Origin of the sequence: Gordonia sp. ABKF26 (assembly GCF_041103195.1) — a bacterium.
Classification (GTDB): Bacteria; Actinomycetota; Actinomycetes; order Mycobacteriales; family Mycobacteriaceae; genus Gordonia; species Gordonia terrae.
The window spans coordinates 1,170,218-1,188,639 of sequence record NZ_JBGCVZ010000003.1; the positions used below are offsets into that span (position 1 = coordinate 1,170,218).

Here is an 18,422-nt window from a genome sequence, read left to right on the forward strand (position 1 = left end):
TCGGCGACGGGAGGTGAACCATGTCCGAGGTACCGGGGAACGGTCCGATGCCGGGGTTCGTGGTCCTGGGCATCTCCGTCGTCGACGATCAGATCAGCTCGGTGGTCCGCGATGCCGACGGGCACATCCTGGCGAGCAACCTGGTCGACCTCCCCGATGCGTCGGCCGCCGGTGCCGAAGCCGCGATCGTCGAACTCGTCGACTCCGTGCCCGTCGAGGTCGACCGGATCGGCATCTCGGCGTCCCGCGCCGACGTTCGCGATCATCTGGCTCGCGTCTTCGCGCCGGGCGCGGGCACCGGGCCGTCTTGGTCGGGCAAGGTCGTCGTCACCGGATACGCCGCCGCTCTCGCCGAGATCGCGTGTACCCACTCGACCCGCGGCGGGGTGGTGGCCGTCGTCGATCTGGATCGCAACGCCGCGCCCGCGGCCGGCACCACCCTCGCCACCGTCGACTCCGCGTCCGGCGCCGTTCTCGGCACCGCAGATTTCACGCCGGGCCAGGTCGCCTCGGTGACCGACCCGGAGGCGGCGTCACAGCTCGCGACGGCGGTCACCAGGCTGCCTCGCGGTCGCGACATCACCTCGGTGATCGTGGTCGGCCCCGGTGCTCAGCTCCCCGGGATCGCGCCGGCGTTCGAGTACGCGTCACAGCGTCCGGTGACGGTGGCGGACAATCCGTCGCTCGCCTCCGCACTCGGCGCCGCCGACGCCGCGGTGATCGCGCCGGCAACCACTGCCGTCGCCGCCCGGACGTCGACCGGTCGCCGATGGTGGTTCGTCGGTGCCGCGATCGGGGCCGCCGTCTTCCTCGGTGCCGTCGGGATCACGCTGATCCTCACCGCCGAGTCGACCATCGCCGAACCGGCCCCCGTCACGGTGACCGAGACCCCCGCGGCGGTCACCTCGACCGAGCAGGCGACGGTCACCGAAACCGAGACCGAGACCAGCGTTCGTACGACGACCGTCACGCGCACCCCCCGCCCCGTCACGCGGACGGAGACGGTCACCGAGTCGGCTCCGGAGACGTACACCGTGACCGAAACCGAGACGGTCACGTCCCCGGCCGCCGGTGAGCCTAGCCTCGAGGTCCCCTGAGCGGTCCTAGAACACGGGGTCGTGCTGGATGCGGCTGGCCCGCACACCGGCGATGATGAGGGTGCGCCGGGTGTTCTCGATCATCTGTGGCGACCCCGCGATCAGCACCTGGTGGTTCTCCCAGTTGCCTGCCCGGACCACCACGTCGGCCAGTGTGCCGATCTCGTGGTCGACGCCGAGTTCGGCGGGCGTGGCCACCGCGTTGATCCACCACGGATCGGTCCGCTCCTGGGACACGGCGGTGACGCGCAGCCACGGATTGGTCGACGCGATGCGTCGCAGCACCGTCAGGTCGTACAGCTCGCCCGGGTGGCGCATCCCGTAGAAGATGTGCGTCTCCGGCGAATCCACGCGCGAGGACATCTCGATCAACAGTGCCCGCAGCGGCGCGAGTCCGGTGCCGCCGGCGACCATCAGGACCTTGCTGTCGCGGTCGACATGCAAGGTGCCGTGGCCCTGGGCCAGCGTCCACACGTCGCCGATGCTGGTCTCGCTCACGATCGCGGTGCTGACCGTTCCCCGGGGCACCGCGCGGACGTGGAACTCCAGCTCTCCCGCCGGGTTGGGCGGGATGGCGGGCGAGAGATTGCGCCACTGCTTCGGCCACTGCGGGGTGTGCACCTCGAGGTATTGGCCCGCGTTGAAGGTCAGCGGCGAATGCGCGAGGAGCCGGACGACCGCCAGGTCGCGGGTGATCCGGTACTTCTCGACGACCTCGGCGGTCCAGCGCGCGGGATGGGTCGCACTCTCGGCCGCGCCGCGCATCACCCCGGTCACCAGCATCATCGCCTGCGAGATGGTCTGCTCGGTCTCGGCGTCCCAGTATCCGGTCATGAGGCTGCCGAACTCGCCCATCAGCGCCGCGTACATCACGTGGTAGTGCTCGGGTTCCACCCCGAACTTGCGATGGTCGCGTCCGAGTTGCGCGAGGAACTCCACGAGTTCGGCATGCCCGGACTCGGCCGGGATCGCTTCGAGGACATGGTCGATGACGCGATGGAAGGCGACCCGCTGGGCGGCCATCGACACACCGAACAGGTCGCGCAGGTCGGGGTCGATCGCGAACATCCGGGTGTAGACGTTGGTGACGAACCGGTCGGGGTGCCGATTGACAGCCGTCCGCAGCTGATGCAGCGCATGGCGCGAATGTGTCGCCATATCGAAAAGATCACACCTCCGTCGCGGCTCGTGTCCCCACCCGGTTCAAGAGACCCACACTAGTCCTTCGACACGGCACAATTCAGGATCCGGCATCCCATGTCGGGCAGTGATGAGGTGTGGCAAGGTACGGGGATGACGTCCCTCGAAGGGGTCCTCACGGGCATCGTTGATGCCCATGTGCAGCACTGGAACCCGCGGCGTACCCCGTGGGCGGCCACGCGGGCGTCGAGGTTGTACGGATTCGTCCCCACCCTGGGCGACCGGGTGTTCCCCCTGGTGGTCTCGCGCGCCGACCGCGAGTACATCCTGACCCCGCGCACCGTCGCCCGGGCCTACGAGCCGCGGCAGTACGCCACCGACGCGGCGCTGGTCCCGACCGTGGTGGGGGTGCCGATCGACACCGTGGTCCACGTCGAGTCGCATTGGCGCCGCGAGGCCGCCGACGCCACCGAACCCCCGGTGGACAGCACCGCGGTGGAGGAGACGCGGTATCTGGAGAGTCTGCCGTTCGGTCAGGCCGGCACGCCGCGTCTCGGCGCCGTCATCTCGCACGGCGATCCGCGCACCCGGACGTTCGCGGACATGCTCGACGAGCAGTTCGCGGCGTCCCCGCGGTTCCGCGGCATCCGCATCGTCGCATCGCGGCATCCCGATCCGCGCGTGCGCGACGGCGGGGACACCGACAACCTACTGTCCTCGACGGCGTTCCTGGAGGGGTTCGCCGAACTCGCGAGCCGCGACCTCGTCTTCGAAGCGTCGGTCTACTCACACCAGCTCTACGACGTCATCCTGCTGGCCCGGGAGTATCCGGACACGACGATCATCCTCGACCACTTCGGCATACCGGCCGGGGTCTTCGGTCCCGTGGGGGTGCGCACCGGTGCGACAGCGGCTGCGCGCGCGGACATCTGGCGGTTGTGGCGGGAGCGGATGACGACGCTGGCGACCTATCGCAACGTGGTGGTCAAGCTGTCCGGCCTGGCGATGCCGATCCTCGGTTACGGTCACGAACGCTGGGGCAACATCGGCGGCCAGGCCACCCTCGCCGAGATGATCGGTCCCTTCGTCGAGCATGTCATCACCCACTTCGGGTCCGACCGCATCATGTTCGGGTCCAACTACCCGATCGATCGGCCCAACGCCGCCGTCGACGTCCTCGTGGGCGCGCTCGTCGATTGCGTCTCCCAGTGGGGCTCGGAGGCCCTGCGAAAAGTTTTCCGCGACACAGCGTTCCGCGTGTATGCCATCGACGGTCCGACGCGCTGAGCGCTCAGCGGGTCCGAGTCCACCACGTCGAGCGCCGCGCCGGCTCCGGTACGGGCACGTCGCGCATGAGCCGGGTCAGGATCTCCACCAGCGCCGTGCACGAGGGGTACCGGTCCTCGGGATTCTTCGCCAGCGCCTTGGCGAAGATCGAGTTCGTCGCCGACGGCAACCAGGGGCGGCGCCGGGTGAGTTTCGGCGGGTCGTCGTTCAGGTGCGCATACGTGATCGCGAAGGCGGTGTTGCGCGGATACGGCGGTGTGCCGGTGATGAGTTCGACGAGGGTGCAGGCGAACGCGTAGAAATCGGTTGCCGGCGTGAGCTTCTGGGCCTGGAGGAGTTCCGGTGAGGCGTAGCCGATCGAACCCTGGACGCGTCCGTTGCGGGCGAGCGGCCGCGTGTCGTCGAGGAATTGGGCGATCCCGAAGTCCGAGAGGTAGGCATCGGGGGGATCGGCACTGCGGGGTGCGCCGTCTCCCGATCGCGGGTCGGGGGTGCGGGAGAGCAGGATGTTGGCGGGCTTGACGTCGCGGTGCAGGATGTCCTGGGCATGCGCGTAGTCGAGCGCCCCGGCGATCTGCGTCGCCACGCGCAGGATGGTGCCCATGTCCGGTTCGTCGCCACGCTCCGGGACGAGTGCGGTCGCGGCGGGTCCGCCGATGTACTGCATGGTCAGCCACATCGACGGCAGGTGTCGTGGGCCGAGCGACCCACGCGGTGAGGCGATCTCGCCGTGCGCGAGCATACGCACGATGTGCGGGTGGTCCAGCAGTGATGCGATCCCGAACTCGCGTTCGAAGCGCTCGCGGACTCGCGCGTGATCGGACGCGTTCGGGTGCAGGACCTTCAGGGCAATCGGCCCATCGCACCGATCCTGCAGATCCCGAACCCGGAACACATCCGCGCTCGCCCCGCCACCGAGGAAGTCGTCGATGGTGAAGCCGGCGACGTTCTCACCAACCTCGAACACCCCTGACAGGGTAGTTGTGCCGATCCTCGTGCGACGGGAAGTCCGGTGTCAGCGAGCCGGTGTCAGCGAGTCGGGGTCAGGCGGAAGATCGGGAATCGGCGACCCTGTGCGGTCTCGGTGTACTTCAGGAACTGCTCGGACGCCTCGATGAACTTCTGCCACGCCGGTTCCCAGTCGTCGCCCTCGACTTCGCTCACCGCGGTGTCGAGGCGCTCGACGCCGTCCTCCGACGGTGCCTCCACAGCGACCGAATCGGGGTGGGCACGGAGATTGTGCACCCAGGCGGGGGCTTTCGGTGAGCCTGCGAAGGACCCGATGATCAGCCAGCTGCCGCCGTCGGGAAGTGCGAAGAGGGGACTGATCCGCGGCTCGGCGGACTTGGCGCCCAGCGTGTGCAGCAGCACGAGATTCTTGCCGAAGCCGGCGGTCTCGACATGTCCGTTGTTGGATCGGAACTCGTTGATGACGGTCGCATTGAAATCGTTCACGACGCTCATTGTCCCGGCAGGGGTCGCGTCCGGCCATGTATCAAACTGAAACCGTGGTCGTCGGCGTGGCGAATACTCTGAACGGATGAGTGCCGACCCGAGTTCGCTGGCCGCTTCCCTCCCCGACGGCATGGTGGTCACCGACGCCGACATCCTCGCCGGCTACCGGCAGGACCGCGCCGCCGACCCGACAGCGGGCACTCCGCTCGCGCTGGTGCGGCCGACGACCACCGACCAGGTGCAGAACACCGTGCGCTGGTGCGCGGCGAACGGCGTCCCGATCATCACGCGGGGCGCCGGTACGAGCCTGTCCGGGGGATCGACGGCGGTGGACGGCGCGATCATGCTCTCCACCGAGAAGATGCGCGACCTCGAGGTCGATCCGGCGACGCGGACCGCCGTCGTGCAGCCCGGCCTGTTCAACGCGGAGGTCAAGGCGGCGGCCTCGGCTCACGGGCTCTGGTATCCGCCGGACCCGTCGTCGTTCGAGATCTGTTCGATCGGCGGGAACGTCGCCACCAACGCCGGCGGACTGTGCTGCGTCAAGTACGGCGTCACCACGGACTACGTCCTGGGTCTGGAGGTGGTGCTCGCCGACGGCCGCGCGGTCCGGGTCGGGGGCAAGCAGCTCAAGGACTCCGCGGGGCTGCCGCTCACCAAATTGTTCGTCGGCAGCGAGGGACTCCTCGGGATCATCACCGAGGTGACGCTACGACTTCTGCCGCCGCAGGGGCCGGCGAGCACCGTTGTCGGAGTCTTCTCCTCGGTGCACGAGGCCAGCCGGGCCGTTCTGGCGGTGACCGCCGAGATCCGGCCGGCGATGCTCGAGTTCATGGATTCGGTGGCCATCAACGCTGTCGAGGACCTGATGCGGATGGGCCTCGACCGGGAGGCCGGTGCGCTCCTCGTCGCCCAGTCCGACGCTCCGGGGGCCGCCGGTGCGGCCGAGGTCGAGTTCATCCAGAAGGCGTTCGAGAGCAACGGGGCGGGGGAGGTCTTCGCGACGGACGACCCCACCGAGGGGGAGGCGTTCACCGCGGCCCGCCGCGCGGCGATCCCGGCCGTGGAGAAGCTGGGATCGTTGTTGCTCGAGGACGTCGGTGTTCCGCTGCCGTCCCTGCCCGAGCTCATCGACGGGGTCGCCGAGATCGCGGCCGGCAATCGGGTCATGATCTCGGTGATCGCCCACGCCGGCGACGGCAACACCCATCCGTTGATCGTCTTCGACCCCGCCGACCCCGACGAGGCGGAACGCGCGCAGGTCGCTTTCGGTCAGATCATGGATCTCGCGATCCGTCTGGGCGGCACCATCACCGGTGAGCACGGGGTGGGACGTCTGAAGAAGGGCTGGCTGCCCGATCAGGTCGGGGCCGACGTCATGGAACTGACGGCACGGATCAAGCGGGCTCTCGACCCCGACGGTCTGCTGAATCCGGGCGTGCTCCTGTAGGCGGTCCGGAGGTCGACCGGCCCGCCACCACGTAGGTGCCGCGCCCTGCGGCCTTGGCGTCGAAGAGCGCCTCGTCGGCGACGTCGAACTCGCCCCTGATGAACGCGTCGGCGTCGTCGGAGGACATGTGGCCGCCGGGGGTGACACCGACGGCGATGCCGAGGCTGATGGAGGCCGTTGCACCGCCGCGAGTCGTGATGCGTTGGGTGCGGATGCGTTCGGCGAGAGCGCGCACCGAGCCCTCGTCCGCGAGTGTCGCGATCGCGAACTCGTCGCCGCCGAGCCGCGCGACGACTGCGTGTTCGGCCTTCGCGCCCTGCAGGATCTCCGCGACCCGCTGCAGGACGTCGTCACCGGTCGCATGCCCGTGCTCGTCGTTGATGCCCTTGAAACGATCGACATCCGCGGCGATCAGCGCGAACGGAACGGCGGGATTGCGGCGGAGCATCGTGGTGGCCGCGTAGATGAAGCCACGACGGTTCAACAGCCCGGTGAGTGAATCGGTGTTGGCCATGATGAGCTGATGTTTCAGCGACCGCTGGGAATCGGATGTGTAACTGCGATGGAGAGCCGTCGTGCCATTGGTCGCGACCAATAGTGCGAGCGAGGTGAACAGCACATTCATGAACGGGGTTCCGTCGGACCAGGAGACAATTCCCAGAGCGCACACGGTGATGCTCGAGTAGATCATGTGCGCGTATGCGACCACACTGCGTACGAAATGGGCGACGTAAGAACCGATCACCGCGAAGATGACAGCGCAGAACTGGGCCAGCACGGTATCGGTGATGGCGACGAGAGCGACGGTCAGGACGGCGTCGGCCCACAGGACGAATGCGGTGTTGAATCCCCGGACCGAGGATTGTTTGGTCCACCAGATCACGCCGAGGTGAACCCGGCTGACGACGAAGGCCATCGGGATGGTCGAGGCGACGACGATCCCGAGCGCGATCGAGCGAGGAACGGAACCCTGCGTGCCGCTCGGTGTGAAGAGTGCAATCGTTCCGAGGACCCCGCACACCGCGACCAGCACGGCGATCGTGAAGCGGACATGCCACTCGCGCATACGCACTTGTTCGAGGACATGATCGGCGTCGTCGTAGAGGTCGCGGTGGCCGGAGGTCTCGTCGGACATCGGCCCGTGGCGAAGCGCCCGGAAACGTGCGGTCGGCCGCGCCTCGTTGCCCTCGCGTTCCAGGTACCCGATGGCGACGCCCTCTTTTCTCGCTCGTGATGCGCGACACGCACCCGCATGCGGCGGCGAAAATCGTCGAACGCACATTACGGAGTTTAGAGGACGATTAAAGATCGTTTCGTCCCGAATTCGGCGATATGACCCGACGGAGCGAAAGATGTAAGAATCGGCAGAATCGCCGTCGATCTGATGCGTGCTGAGACGGTCGTGCCAATCGGGCCCGATCAGCCGCTTCCTGCTGGGGTCCTCCCGTCCCCTCCGCGGGAGGGACCCCAGCAGGTAGTCCGAATGCGATCTGGCCGGTGCGAACCCGGCCTCGCAGAATTCAGCATATGGTCTCGATGGTCAACCTACAATCACATCAATCGGGATAACTGACAGGAGATGGTTGATGAATGGTCCTGGGGACCCCGGACTACGCGATATCGACCTACGGCGGCTACGAATGTTCGTCGTCGTGATGGAGGCACCGAGCCTTCGGGTCGCCGCGGATGACCTGTTCATCAGCCAGCAGGCGCTCTCCTCGGCCATCCGCGAGTTGGAGCGCCACCTCGGTGTCGAGCTCTTCTCGCGGTCACGCCGAAGCCTCACGCCGACCCCCGCGGGCGAAGCGCTCTACCGCGGGGCGGTGCCGTTGCTGGCCGGTGGCGAGCAACTCGCGACCCAGGTACGGCGCGTCGACGCCGGGTCGCCGGCCCCGTTCGTCATCGGCCACGCCCCCGACCTGGCCTCCTCCGAGGTGTTCCGCATCATCGAACCGGTGGTCCTCGCCGATCCGTCGGTGCCGATCACCGTGCGGCCGGTCTTCGCGGAACTCATCCGCGACGAGTTGCTGTCCGGCGCCATCGACATGGCCCTCGGTCGTGGTGTGGCGGCGCCACCGGACATGGCCACGACCATCGCGACACAGCACGAGTTGCGCCTGGCAGTGCGCGCCGACCATCCGCTCGCGGCGCACGACCGGGTGGACATGGCCGACCTCGCCGGCTACGAGATCGTCGTGTGGGGCCCCGAGCACGAGTACGAATACACCGACATCCTGGTCGGCATGTGCCGGCGCGCCGGCTTCGAACCGCGGATCATCCTGTCGACCTTGCTGGGCACGCCCCCGCACACCGCCGTCATCGCGCATCCCGATGCGTGTGCCTTCGTCACCAACGAACCCGGCTGGATCTACGTCAATCGCATCCGGATCGTCGAGTTCACCGACCCGCCGTTCGCGCCTGTCCGCGCCATGTGGTTGCCCAACACGTCCTCGACCCTGCGACGCCAGATCCTCGCCGCTGCCGAGAACTCGCTCTGACGTGATTCGCTGTTCAGTGCCGCTCGAGGATCGCGCGCAGATCGGCGCCGGCCGGGAGTGCGCCGTACTCGAGGCTCCGGTCGGGGCCCAGGCGCGCGGCGATGAACGCATCGGCCACCGCGGTGGGACTGTGTCGGACGAGGAGCGACGCCTGGAGGGCGAGGGCCATCGCCTCGACGGTGGACCGCGCCCGCCGCTGGGCATCGGCGGCGTCGAGCCGGGACAGCTCGCCGAGCCGGTCGCGCAGGTGGTCGAGGTGGGTGTCCAGGGTGCGACTGGTTCCGCGGGCGAGTGAGACCTCGGCGTCGAACGCGGCGATCGACTCGGGTTCGCGGGTCATGGCCCGTAGGACGTCGAGTGCTATGACGTTGCCCGAGCCCTCCCACACCGCCATCACCGGTTGCTCCCGGTAGCGCATGGCGAGCGGGAAGTCCTCGGTGTAGCCGTTTCCGCCCAGGCATTCCAGGGCCTCATAGGCGTGGTGGGGGCCGCGTTTGCAGATCCAGTACTTCGAGACCGCCGTCGCGAGCCGGCGGAAGGCCCGCTCCTGCGGGTCGGCGTCTTCGTCGTGCGCGCGTGCGAGTCGGATGGCGGTGGTGGTCGCGGCTTCGGATTCCAGTGCGAGGTCGGCCAATACGGCGGTCATCGCGGGCTGGTCGGCCAGGGTCGCGCCGAAGGCGCTGCGGTGCCGGGCGTGCCAGACCGCCTCCGCCACGGCCTGACGCATGCCCGCAGCCGAACCGAGAACGCAGTCGAGGCGGGTCTGCGCGACCATCTCGATGATGGTGCGCACGCCGCGGCCGGGTTCACCCACCATGATCGCCACGGTCCCGTCGAGTTCGATCTCACTCGATGCGTTGGACTTGTTGCCCAGCTTGTCCTTCAGCCGCTGGATGCGGAAGACGTTGCGGGTGCCGTCGGGCAGGATGCGCGGGAGCAGGAAACACGAGAGCCCCTCGCCCCCGGCGCCCTGGGCCTGTGCGAGGACGAGGAAGGCATCCGACATCGGGGCCGAGCAGAACCACTTGTGCCCCGTCAGCAGGTACTCCGCGCCCGGGCCGCCGGCGCCGGCGGGAACCGCGACCGTTGTGTTGGCGCGTACGTCGGAGCCGCCCTGCTTCTCGGTCATCGACATCCCGAAGATCGCCGAGTCCTTGCCGGCGGAGAGGTCGGGGGAGTAGTTGCGCGACAGTGCCTTCGGTACCCACTGGGCCGCGACGTCGGGCTGCAGCTCGAGGGACGGGATGACCGCATGCGTCATCGACACCGGGCACGCGTGACCGGGCTCGATCTGGCCGAAGAGCATGAACGCCGCGGCCCGCACGACATGAGAACCGGGCTGCGGGTCCGCCCAGCACCGGGTGTGGGACCCGTGGGCGATCGACGCGGAGATGATGCGGTGATAGGCCGGGTGGTACTCGACCTCGTCGATGCGATTGCCCCATCGGTCGAACGTGCGCAGCGTCGGGATGACGGTATTCGCCAGTTGGGCGTCGTGCTTGAAGGATTCGCTGCCGACGAGGGCGCCGATCTCGCGCAGTTCGGCATCACCCCAGCCCGCGTCGTGGCGGTTGACGGACTCCCGTAGCACCGTGTCGAGTTCGTACTCGTTCACGTCGACCCGCGGCGCCGACTGGTTGAACACCTCGTGGGTGAGATGCGGCTGCGGTCGAACGGAACTCGCGGACTGGGTCATCATGCCTCCTGTGCTGCGGGTGATGGCGTGTCGGTGTCGGTGTTGGTGTCGGTGTCGACCGGGCGGAGCGGACTGTCCAACACCTCGTCGGGGATCTGGAGATTGGTGAAGACGACGGCCACCGCGTCTTCGAGTCGATAGCCGAAATCGGCTCCGGTGGCGGCTTTCTGGACCGCAAGTCCGAAGATCGCCGACCAGAACGCCCGCGCCTCGACGTCGATCCCGGCGCGGAGCTGCCAGCCGGTGCGGACGAGCGTGGAGAGCAACGCTTCTTCACCGCGCTCGTGCAGCACTGTGAGTGTGTCCGTGATGAGTGGCCGCAGATCGGTACGACGCGCTACGAGAAGCATTGCCGTCGCGAAGAGTTCGACGTCCCGCGCGCAGGGTCCGAGGAGTGTGCCGACGAGGGTGTTCGTGTACTCGCGGACGGTCTCGGCACCGGCTGCGGCTTCCTCCGCGCGACGGCCGGCTCGCAGCACGCCGGCGCCGGCGACTTCGACGAACAGCTGCTCCTTGGAGCCGAAGTAGTACGTGACCTGGTTCGGGTAGGCGTCGGCACGTTGACAGATCTGCGCCACGGACGCCGACTCGCCGTTCTCGGCGAACACCTCGGCGGCAGCGCGCAGCAGCGACTTGCGCGTGGTCTTGCCGGCCTCTCTCGTGGCGCGTCCGGTCGTGGGCATGAGAATCCTCGTCGTCAATGTCCTGCGACAGTGTTTGTATGACAAACAATAAAGAGGGACGCGGGTCCGGCAAGGTTCGCCTGCCGGCAGACCCGGCGGCGGGGCCGGACTCAACCGCCGTCGAGTGTGCTGACCTGCACATACGCCGCATCCAGGATGCGGGGGTAGGCGAGCGGAGAGTCCGAGATCGCGCGGTCGGGGAAGTCGAAGATGCTCAGCATGAGCTGCATCGGGTAGTCGATGGACTGCCGGACCTCCTTGACGACGCGTCCGTCCATGCTGAACACGAGACGGTCGGGCCCCCAATCGACGACGTACTCGTGGAGGTCGGCGAGATCGTCGGCCATCTCGAGGACGGAGAAGTCGTCGACGATGCGCGGATCCCGGTGCGGGTGCACGCCGACACCCAGCGTCCAGGGCTCGCCGGGCCCCGGGCCGAAGATCTCCGCGACGCAGATCTCCCCCGACTCCTCCGGTCGCTGCTCCGTTCCGAGGAGCCAGAACGCCACCATCGACGCCGGGTCGCGAATCGCACTCATCGTGACTGCGAAGCGGCCGTGCCGCTGCGCGAACAGGATCTCCGACGGACGGTGGGTGGCCACGGTGAGCCCGTCTCGGTGCGCGTGCTGACCGACCACGCCGCCGACCTCACCGGCGTGGTGTCCGGTCTGCAGGCTCGAGACGCGCATCGTCGACTCCGACGGCCGCCATGCGGGTTGGTCGTCGTCGATGCACAGTCTCGAACGTCCCCCGGACGTGGTCCACCGAGCCGCGGAGTTCGACGGTCTCGTCCAGTGCGGGAGGTAGTCGGCGATCCACGTCCGGCTGTCGAAACGGTCGCCGGTGAAGTCCTCGTGCAGGGTGATCATCTCACCTCTCTTCGATCGGCGGGATCGCTCGAGCATCCGAACGCCTCCGAGGCGTGTCGTTCCATGGCGGTACAGTACATCGACTTTCGGCGTGTTCCGCGTAGTGTGTGCTGGTCGGCAGGCGCGTGAGCAGAGGCGGTATGACATGGAAACAGCAAGTGCGGCAGACACACTCCGCCGGTGGGCGCTCGACGAAGAGTTGAAGTCCCGGGTCATGGCCGATCCCGCGCTCGCCGAGTGTGCGCGACGAGTCGCCGATCGGTACACGGCGGGAGAGGATGTCGAATCCGCGATCCGCGCCGGAGGGCGCGCGGTGGAGCGCGGACATCGGGTGAGCATCGAGTTCACGGGCGAGAGCGTCCGCGACGCCGCCGAGGCCAGTGCGGCCACCGATGTGTTCGTCTCCGTCGCCGATCACATCGGTCGGACCGGGCTGCCGTCGACGGTCTCCGGCGATCTGTCGCACATCGGACTTCTCGTCTCCGAAGATCTGGTGCGGGACAACAGTGCCCGCCTGGCAGAGGCGTGCGCCGCAGTCGATTCCGTGTTCATGATCTCCGCCGAGGGGTCGGACCGGACCGATCGGGTTCTCGACGTCTACGACTGGCTGGCGCACCGCTACGACAACGTGGGCATCACCCTGCAGGCAAGGCTCCATCGCTCGGAGCGGGACGTGGAGAGAGTGCTCGCTGCCGGCGGCCGTATCAGGCTCGTCAAAGGTGCATTCCTGGAGGCCGAATCGGACGCGCTGGCACGGGAGGACCCGGAGCTGCCGAAGCGCTACGAACGACTGGCGCACCGCATCGCCGACGCCGGCGGCTCGCTCACCCTTGCGACGCACGACGAGACGCTGTTGTCGCACGTCCTCGGGGCGGTCGGCGCTGTCGGGTCTGTCGAGGTCGAGATGCTGATGGGTCTGGGTACCGACCTGCTCGACAGGCTGGCGACGGACGGGATCTCCACTCGCGAGTACTGCATCTTCGGGTCGGAATGGTGGTTGTACGTGCTCAATCGCATCGCCGAGGACCCGACGCGGGTCTTCCAGGCGCTCGTCGATCTGGGGCGTGGGCCGATCAGCTCGCCGGCCAGCGCTCCGTGATGAGCTCGACCATCTGATCGACCCATGCGTCGTCGAGCGCGGCGTCGCTGCGGATGAGGATGCGGAAGATCGCGGTGCCCGCGACGACCTCCGCCAGCATGGGCAACCGGTCGTCGTCGCGGCGTTCCTGGCCGAAGCGGGACTCGAAGGCGGTGAGGTCGCCGGCCAGCCGGGCGATCATCTGACTGTGGACGTCGGGTGATGCGACTGTGTCGGCGATCAGGCCGGGGAGGGCCACCCGCACCTCGGGTCGGTTGAACATCGCGCGGACGATCTCGACGAGGGCACGGATGTCCTGCTGCACGTCTCCGGAACCGGTTGGCGGGGCGAGGGTCTCGGCGGACAGCACCGCCTCGTGGACGAGTTCGGCCTTGCCCGACCATCGCCGGTAGATGGCGGCCGTCGTCGTGCCGGCACGGGCCGCGATCGCGGACAGCGACAGGGCGGGGTAACCGGTCTCGAGGATCAGTTCGCGGGTCGCCGCGATGATCGCGGTGTCGATCCGCCCGTCGCGTGGCCGCCCGGGTGCCGACGACGTCGACCTCTTGTTTTCCCTCTGGCCATCTGCTGTCATGAGTTCCATCGTAGTTCCAATACAGTGTGCATCGTATTAGAGGAGTCTTCGTGGAACTGAGTCCGCTCGACGAGTATCCGATCCATCAGACGGCGGCCCCGGTCAGCTGGCCTGCGACGTCGGACCGGAACTTCTACGACCGCTCGTACTTCAACGTGCTCGACCGCGAGGGCCGGTTCATGGCTCTGACCGGCATCGGCTACTACCCCCGGCTCGGGGTGAAGGACGCCTACTTCGTGGTGCGTCGCGGGGACACGCAGACCGCGGTGCACCTGAGCGACGTCATCGACGACGACCGGCTCCACCAGAACGTCAACGGGTACCGTCTCGACGTCGTCGAACCGCTGCAGGAGATGCACCTGACCCTCGCGGAAACCGAGGGTGTCGCCGCCGATCTCACGTGGCGGGGACTGTTCCCGGCGGCACTGGAGAAGCCTCACGACATGCTGACCGAACGTCGGGTCACATTGGAGGCGTGTCGGTTTGCCCAGGTCGGGTCGTGGGAGGGGTGGATCGACATCGACGGTGAGCGCTTGACCGTCGATCACGACAGCAGTGTGGCCAGCCGGGATCGGTCCTGGGGCATCAGGCCGGTGGGCGAAGCCGAACCCGCGGGACGGCCCGACGCCTCCTTCCGCGGGATGTGGTGGCTCTACCTCCCGCTGGCGTTCGACGACTTCCAGTTGTTCCTGATCCTGCAGGAGGACCCGGACGGCCATCGGAGCCTGTACGACTGCACGCGTCGCTGGCGGGACGGCCGTGTGGAGCAGCTCGACGGTGTGCGGGTCACCATCCACTACACGTCCGGCACCAGGATTCCCCACGGCGCTCACGTCGAGTTCCTGAATCGGTCCGGTGACCGGATCGAGCTCGACGTCGAGTCGAAGTTGTTCGCTCCCATCGCCTTCGGGTCCGGATACGGTGGCGACACCTCGTGGGCGCACGGCACCTGGAAGGAGGGTGCGTTCGCCGAACGCGTCACCTTCGACCTGACCGACGACGAGGTCATGGCCCGTGCGCCGTTCAGTCTCATCGACCATGTCGGGTCGGCCGTGTGCACCGAGCCCGACGGCACCGTCCGACGAGGCGCCGGCCTGTTCGAGCACGGCGTGATCGGCCCGCACCACCCGTCGGGTTTCTCCGACTGGACCGACGTGGCGAAGTAGGCGCGCGATGAAGATCATGACGGCGTTGTTCAACCCGACCGATGCGGTCGAACGCGCACAGCTCCTGCAGGAGGCGGGTGCGTCGGGGGTGTTCACCTTCGAGGGGCCGCACGACGTGTTCTCCCCGCTCGTGCTCGCATCGACGGTCACGGGCCTGGACATCATGTCCAATGTCGCGATCGCGTTCCCGCGCAACCCGATCCAACTCGCCCACCAGGCCAACGACCTGCAACTGCTCAGCGAGGGACGATTCATCCTGGGTCTGGGCACTCAGGTCCGCGCTCAGATCGAGAAGCGCTACGGCGTCGAGTTCGACCGTCCGGTCGAGCGGATGAAGGAGATGGTCGGCGCACTGCGCGCGATCTTCGCGACGTGGAACTCCGGCGAGCGCTTGGACTTTCGCGGCGAGTACTACCGGCACACGCTGATGACGCCGACCTTCGTCCCGGGGCCGAACCCGTACGGGCCGCCACCGATCTACCTGGGCGCGTTGGGTCCGCGGCTCACCCGGGCGACCGCCGAGGTCGCCGACGGCCTGCTGGTGATGCCGTTCGGGACCAAACGGTTCCTGCACGAGACGACGCTGCCCGCCGTACGCGACGGTCTCGCGGCGGCCGGCCGGTCCGAGGACGATTTCGAGGTGGTGCCCGAGATCATCGTCTCAGTCGGCTCAGATCTCGACGATGACCACGCCTCGACGCGGATGTTGTTGGCGTTCTACGGTTCCACTCCGGCATACCGGCCGGTGCTGGAAGCGCACGGTTGGGGAGATCTGCAACCGGAGCTCAACACGATGTCCAAGCAGGGCCGGTGGCAGGAGATGGCCGGCCTCATCGACGACGAGATGCTGCACACGATCGCGGCGTGTGGAACGCCCAAGGAGGTCGCTACGCACATCCGCGACCGGGTCGACGGTGTGTCGGACCGGATCTGCCTCTATCAGCCGGGTCCCATCGCCGTGGATGCGCTCGCCGAGATCGTCGACGCGCTCGGCGGCTCCAGATGACGCAGGAGATCGACGTGACGCCGAGCGTCGTCGAGTTCGACGACATCGTCGACGACCGCTACGGGGGCAAGGCGGCCGGGTTGGCGGAACTGCGTCGTCTGGGTCTGCCGGTGCCGACGGGGTTCGTCATCGCCGATGCGTCTGTAGACGGGGCTCTCGACGACGTGACGGCCCGGTTCGGCCACATGGTGGCCGCTTGTACGACTCCGGTCGCCGTCCGGTCCTCGGCCGTGGGGGAGGACGGGGACGACCAGTCCTTCGCCGGTCAGTACGACACGGTGCTGGGCGTCGATTCCGTCGACGCCTTCACCGATGCCGTCCGTCGGTGCGCGGCCTCGGTGCATTCCCGTCGTGCCTCGGCCTACAGCGGAGACGCAGCGCCGACCATGCACGTGGTCGTCCAGCGGATGGTCGACGCACGCGCCGCAGGCGTGGTGTTCACCGCGGACCCGACGTCGGGGCGCCGCGATCTGATGGTCATCGACGCCGTCGCGGGACTGGGGGAGGCACTCGTCGACGGGTCCGCCGCCCCCGACCACCTCGTACTCGATGTCGACGGCAACACGGTGGTGCACGAATCCGTTGCCGCGCCGGTGTTGTCCCCGGATGAGATCGCACAGGTCCGCGCGGGTGCGCTGCGCACCGCGCAGCACTGGGGTCGACCGATGGACCTCGAGTGGGCCATCGACGAAGCCGGCGAACTGTGGTGGTTGCAGGCACGGCCGATCACCACGCTCCCCGGTGACCTCAACGAGATGGACTCGCCGCCGGCCGGTGTCGACCACGTGTACACCCGGTGCAACATCGGCGAGATGATGCCCGGCGCCTTCTGTCCCCTGACCGCGTCGGTCTCCGGCTTCGCGATCGACTATGCGATGCAGATGGTGCAGGTGGTCGCGAGGGCACAGGAGAGGTACGAGAAGCCCTGGCTCCAGGTCGGTTACTTCTACGGGCACATGTTCCTGAACCTGACCGAGGGCACGGCGCTGAGCTCGGGCATCATCGGCAACTCGCTCGAACAGTTCTCCATGTCGATCTGCGGCCGGGTGATCGACGAGCTGACACCGAAACCGGCACAACCTTTACGACGGAAGCTCGGCAACACGATCCGGCTCACGTCACATGCCCTGTCGGTGGGCCCGGCCATCCGGCGACTGCCCGCCGAGATCGCGGCCTTCCCGGTGCCGACGAGCCGCGATCCGCGGGTTGTGCTGCAGCAGTTGGCGACCGGTGTCGAGCAGTACTGCGATGTGACGTTGACCCACGTGCGCTCGTCGTCGCGCGCCGCGGTGGCGGCCAACGTCCTGGAGAGTGTCCTGGTCCGCCAGGCGGTGAAGGACGGACGCACCGAGGAGGACGGCAAGGCGCAGGCCGCGCGGCTCATGGCCGGTGCGTCGGAAGTCGAGAGCGCCATGATGCTCGCGGCACTCGACGCGGTCGTCCACACCATCGCGGCCGACCCCGCGGTTGCCCGGGATTTTCTTGCTGCAGCACCGGATGACGCGGTCATCGACCTGCGGTCGGCCTCCGGCGACGCCGGTCGCGCGTTGCGGCATTTCCTCGAACGGCACGGTCATCGCGGGTACCGCGAACTGTGCATGCGCGACCCGTCCTGGGCCGACGACCCCGGCGGCCTGGGCGCGATGATGCAGGTGATGGTGCGGTCGGCGCTCGACCCCGTCGCTCGAATTCCGGCCCCGGCCGCCGTCGACGAGACGCCGCCGGCCGCGATCCGGCTTCTCGCCCGCCTGGCGCAGGGCGGCGCACGCGGTCGCGAGGAGACGAAGTCTCGGATGGCGCTGATGGCTCATGCGCTCAAGCGCGGTTACCGGCATCTCGGTGAGGTGTTGGCCGAGACCGGACGACTGCCGGACGCCGACCTCGTCTTCTTCTTCGACCGCGCCGAGCTGCAGCGTCTCGTCGACGCCGGCCCTACGGAAGCAACCGGCCTGGTGCAGAGCGCGCGGCAGCGTCGAGAGGCCTTGTCGTTCCAGGACTCTCTCGAGTTCGAGGATGTGTCGGTGGGACGACCGTTCCCGCTCGTCGCCGCCCCGCGACGCGGTGCCACCGACGATCGCATCGTCGGGCGTCCCGCGAGTCGCGGCACCGTCGAAGGTGTGGTGCGCGTGGCGAAGTCGATCGTCGAGGCGCGCGACGTCCAGCGTGGCGAGATCCTGGTCGCGCCCGTCACCGATGTCGGCTGGACCCCGTACTTCACCGTCATCGGTGCCCTGGTCACCGACATCGGCAGCTCGGTCTCCCACGGCGCGGTCGTCGCCCGCGAGTACGGCCTGCCGTGCGTCGTGAACACCCTGGTGGGCACCCGCGTGCTGCGGACCGGCGACCGGGTGCGGGTCGACGGTGACCACGGGATCGTCGAGCGGCTCGGACCGGGCTGAGAC

General features: G+C 68.1%; 15 protein-coding genes and 1 pseudogene. 8 read left to right on the forward strand and 8 right to left on the reverse strand.

Features of this window, described 5'->3' with window-relative positions; all coding sequences use genetic code 11:
- Window positions 1-20 precede the first annotated feature (20 nt).
- Window positions 21-1,097 (forward strand): hypothetical protein, encoded by a 1,077-nt coding sequence (locus AB4Z55_RS05875; RefSeq protein WP_354561698.1) that lies wholly within the window; start codon window positions 21-23, stop codon window positions 1,095-1,097.
- A 6-nt stretch (window positions 1,098-1,103) separates the two neighbouring features.
- On the opposite strand, the pseudogene AB4Z55_RS05880 reads toward AB4Z55_RS05875, so the two are convergent.
- Window positions 1,104-2,267: pseudogene (locus tag AB4Z55_RS05880) on the reverse strand (FAD-binding oxidoreductase); the annotation flags it as partial.
- 123 nt (window positions 2,268-2,390) lie between these two features.
- Between AB4Z55_RS05880 and AB4Z55_RS05885 the strand changes: the two are divergent.
- A complete protein-coding gene (locus AB4Z55_RS05885) occupies window positions 2,391-3,524 on the forward strand; it encodes an amidohydrolase (RefSeq protein WP_239401329.1) in 1,134 nt (377 codons plus the stop codon).
- A 4-nt stretch (window positions 3,525-3,528) separates the two neighbouring features.
- Here AB4Z55_RS05885 and AB4Z55_RS05890 read toward each other — a convergent pair whose 3' ends face one another.
- Entirely contained in the window at window positions 3,529-4,491 is a 963-nt protein-coding gene (locus AB4Z55_RS05890) for a serine/threonine-protein kinase (RefSeq protein WP_239401331.1), read from the reverse strand.
- Between the two features lie 62 nt (window positions 4,492-4,553).
- Window positions 4,554-4,979, reverse strand: a complete 426-nt coding sequence (locus tag AB4Z55_RS05895; RefSeq protein WP_064570426.1) for a nitroreductase/quinone reductase family protein — start codon at window positions 4,977-4,979, stop codon at window positions 4,554-4,556.
- An 85-nt stretch (window positions 4,980-5,064) separates the two neighbouring features.
- Here AB4Z55_RS05895 and AB4Z55_RS05900 point away from each other — a divergent pair, with 85 nt between their 5' ends.
- Window positions 5,065-6,429, forward strand: coding sequence for an FAD-binding oxidoreductase (locus AB4Z55_RS05900; RefSeq protein ID WP_239401333.1), 1,365 nt, complete (start codon window positions 5,065-5,067; stop codon window positions 6,427-6,429).
- On the opposite strand, the gene AB4Z55_RS05905 is transcribed toward AB4Z55_RS05900, so the two are convergent.
- Window positions 6,377-7,564: a diguanylate cyclase gene (locus AB4Z55_RS05905; protein WP_369519370.1), complete on the reverse strand. Its 1,188-nt coding sequence runs from the start codon at window positions 7,562-7,564 to the stop codon at window positions 6,377-6,379. The two genes, AB4Z55_RS05900 and AB4Z55_RS05905, sit on opposite strands and share 53 nt — an antisense overlap.
- Window positions 7,565-8,015: 451 nt before the next feature.
- Between AB4Z55_RS05905 and AB4Z55_RS05910 the strand changes: the two genes are divergently transcribed.
- The gene (locus AB4Z55_RS05910) at window positions 8,016-8,927 is read left to right on the forward strand and encodes a LysR family transcriptional regulator (RefSeq protein ID WP_004022360.1); all 912 of its coding nucleotides are present in this window, start codon (window positions 8,016-8,018) and stop codon (window positions 8,925-8,927) included.
- A 13-nt stretch (window positions 8,928-8,940) separates the two neighbouring features.
- Here the strand turns inward: AB4Z55_RS05910 and AB4Z55_RS05915 are convergent, their stop codons facing one another.
- From AB4Z55_RS05915 to AB4Z55_RS05925, 3 genes are all read right to left on the reverse strand, one after another.
- Complete coding sequence (locus AB4Z55_RS05915) at window positions 8,941-10,623, reverse strand: acyl-CoA dehydrogenase family protein (protein WP_239401762.1); 1,683 nt, start codon at window positions 10,621-10,623, stop codon at window positions 8,941-8,943.
- Window positions 10,623-11,306 carry a TetR/AcrR family transcriptional regulator C-terminal domain-containing protein gene (locus AB4Z55_RS05920; RefSeq protein WP_239401337.1) on the reverse strand — a complete coding sequence of 228 codons (684 nt, stop codon included), beginning with the start codon at window positions 11,304-11,306 and terminating at the stop codon, window positions 10,623-10,625. Before AB4Z55_RS05920 ends, AB4Z55_RS05915 begins: the two co-directional genes overlap by 1 nt.
- Window positions 11,307-11,416: 110 nt before the next feature.
- A complete protein-coding gene (locus tag AB4Z55_RS05925) occupies window positions 11,417-12,175 on the reverse strand; it encodes a glycoside hydrolase family 16 protein (protein WP_369519371.1) in 759 nt (252 codons plus the stop codon).
- A 145-nt stretch (window positions 12,176-12,320) separates the two neighbouring features.
- Here AB4Z55_RS05925 and AB4Z55_RS05930 point away from each other — a divergent pair, with 145 nt between their 5' ends.
- Window positions 12,321-13,274: a proline dehydrogenase family protein gene (locus AB4Z55_RS05930; RefSeq protein WP_369519372.1), complete on the forward strand. Its 954-nt coding sequence runs from the start codon at window positions 12,321-12,323 to the stop codon at window positions 13,272-13,274.
- Here the strand turns inward: AB4Z55_RS05930 and AB4Z55_RS05935 are convergent.
- Window positions 13,249-13,848 (reverse strand): TetR-like C-terminal domain-containing protein, encoded by a 600-nt coding sequence (locus tag AB4Z55_RS05935; protein WP_369519373.1) that lies wholly within the window; start codon window positions 13,846-13,848, stop codon window positions 13,249-13,251. The two genes, AB4Z55_RS05930 and AB4Z55_RS05935, sit on opposite strands and share 26 nt — an antisense overlap.
- 50 nt (window positions 13,849-13,898) lie before the next feature.
- On the opposite strand from AB4Z55_RS05935, the gene AB4Z55_RS05940 reads away from it, so the two are divergent.
- Genes AB4Z55_RS05940 through AB4Z55_RS05950 form a run of 3 tightly spaced genes read left to right on the forward strand, consistent with a single transcriptional unit; the run spans window position 13,899 to window position 18,419 of the window.
- The gene (locus AB4Z55_RS05940) at window positions 13,899-15,014 is read left to right on the forward strand and encodes a hypothetical protein (RefSeq protein WP_239401345.1); all 1,116 of its coding nucleotides are present in this window, start codon (window positions 13,899-13,901) and stop codon (window positions 15,012-15,014) included.
- A 7-nt stretch (window positions 15,015-15,021) separates the two neighbouring features.
- Window positions 15,022-16,020 (forward strand): TIGR03617 family F420-dependent LLM class oxidoreductase, encoded by a 999-nt coding sequence (locus tag AB4Z55_RS05945; RefSeq protein WP_369519374.1) that lies wholly within the window; start codon window positions 15,022-15,024, stop codon window positions 16,018-16,020.
- Window positions 16,017-18,419, forward strand: a complete 2,403-nt coding sequence (locus AB4Z55_RS05950) for a PEP/pyruvate-binding domain-containing protein (RefSeq protein WP_369519375.1) — start codon at window positions 16,017-16,019, stop codon at window positions 18,417-18,419. Before AB4Z55_RS05945 ends, AB4Z55_RS05950 begins: the two co-directional genes overlap by 4 nt.
- Window positions 18,420-18,422: the final 3 nt, after the last annotated feature.

Coding starts and splice junctions, on each gene's coding strand:
- AB4Z55_RS05945 (WP_369519374.1), top strand. CDS start 15,022: ATGAAGATCATGACGGCGTTGTTCAACCCGACCGATGCGGTCGAACGC.
- AB4Z55_RS05905 (WP_369519370.1), bottom strand. CDS start 7,564: ATGTCCGACGAGACCTCCGGCCACCGCGACCTCTACGACGACGCCGAT.
- AB4Z55_RS05875 (WP_354561698.1), top strand. CDS start 21: ATGTCCGAGGTACCGGGGAACGGTCCGATGCCGGGGTTCGTGGTCCTG.
- AB4Z55_RS05925 (WP_369519371.1), bottom strand. CDS start 12,175: ATGATCACCCTGCACGAGGACTTCACCGGCGACCGTTTCGACAGCCGG.
- AB4Z55_RS05885 (WP_239401329.1), top strand. CDS start 2,391: ATGACGTCCCTCGAAGGGGTCCTCACGGGCATCGTTGATGCCCATGTG.
- AB4Z55_RS05920 (WP_239401337.1), bottom strand. CDS start 11,306: ATGCCCACGACCGGACGCGCCACGAGAGAGGCCGGCAAGACCACGCGC.
- AB4Z55_RS05950 (WP_369519375.1), top strand. CDS start 16,017: ATGACGCAGGAGATCGACGTGACGCCGAGCGTCGTCGAGTTCGACGAC.
- AB4Z55_RS05915 (WP_239401762.1), bottom strand. CDS start 10,623: ATGACCCAGTCCGCGAGTTCCGTTCGACCGCAGCCGCATCTCACCCAC.
- AB4Z55_RS05900 (WP_239401333.1), top strand. CDS start 5,065: ATGAGTGCCGACCCGAGTTCGCTGGCCGCTTCCCTCCCCGACGGCATG.
- AB4Z55_RS05930 (WP_369519372.1), top strand. CDS start 12,321: ATGGAAACAGCAAGTGCGGCAGACACACTCCGCCGGTGGGCGCTCGAC.
- AB4Z55_RS05935 (WP_369519373.1), bottom strand. CDS start 13,848: ATGACAGCAGATGGCCAGAGGGAAAACAAGAGGTCGACGTCGTCGGCA.
- AB4Z55_RS05910 (WP_004022360.1), top strand. CDS start 8,016: ATGAATGGTCCTGGGGACCCCGGACTACGCGATATCGACCTACGGCGG.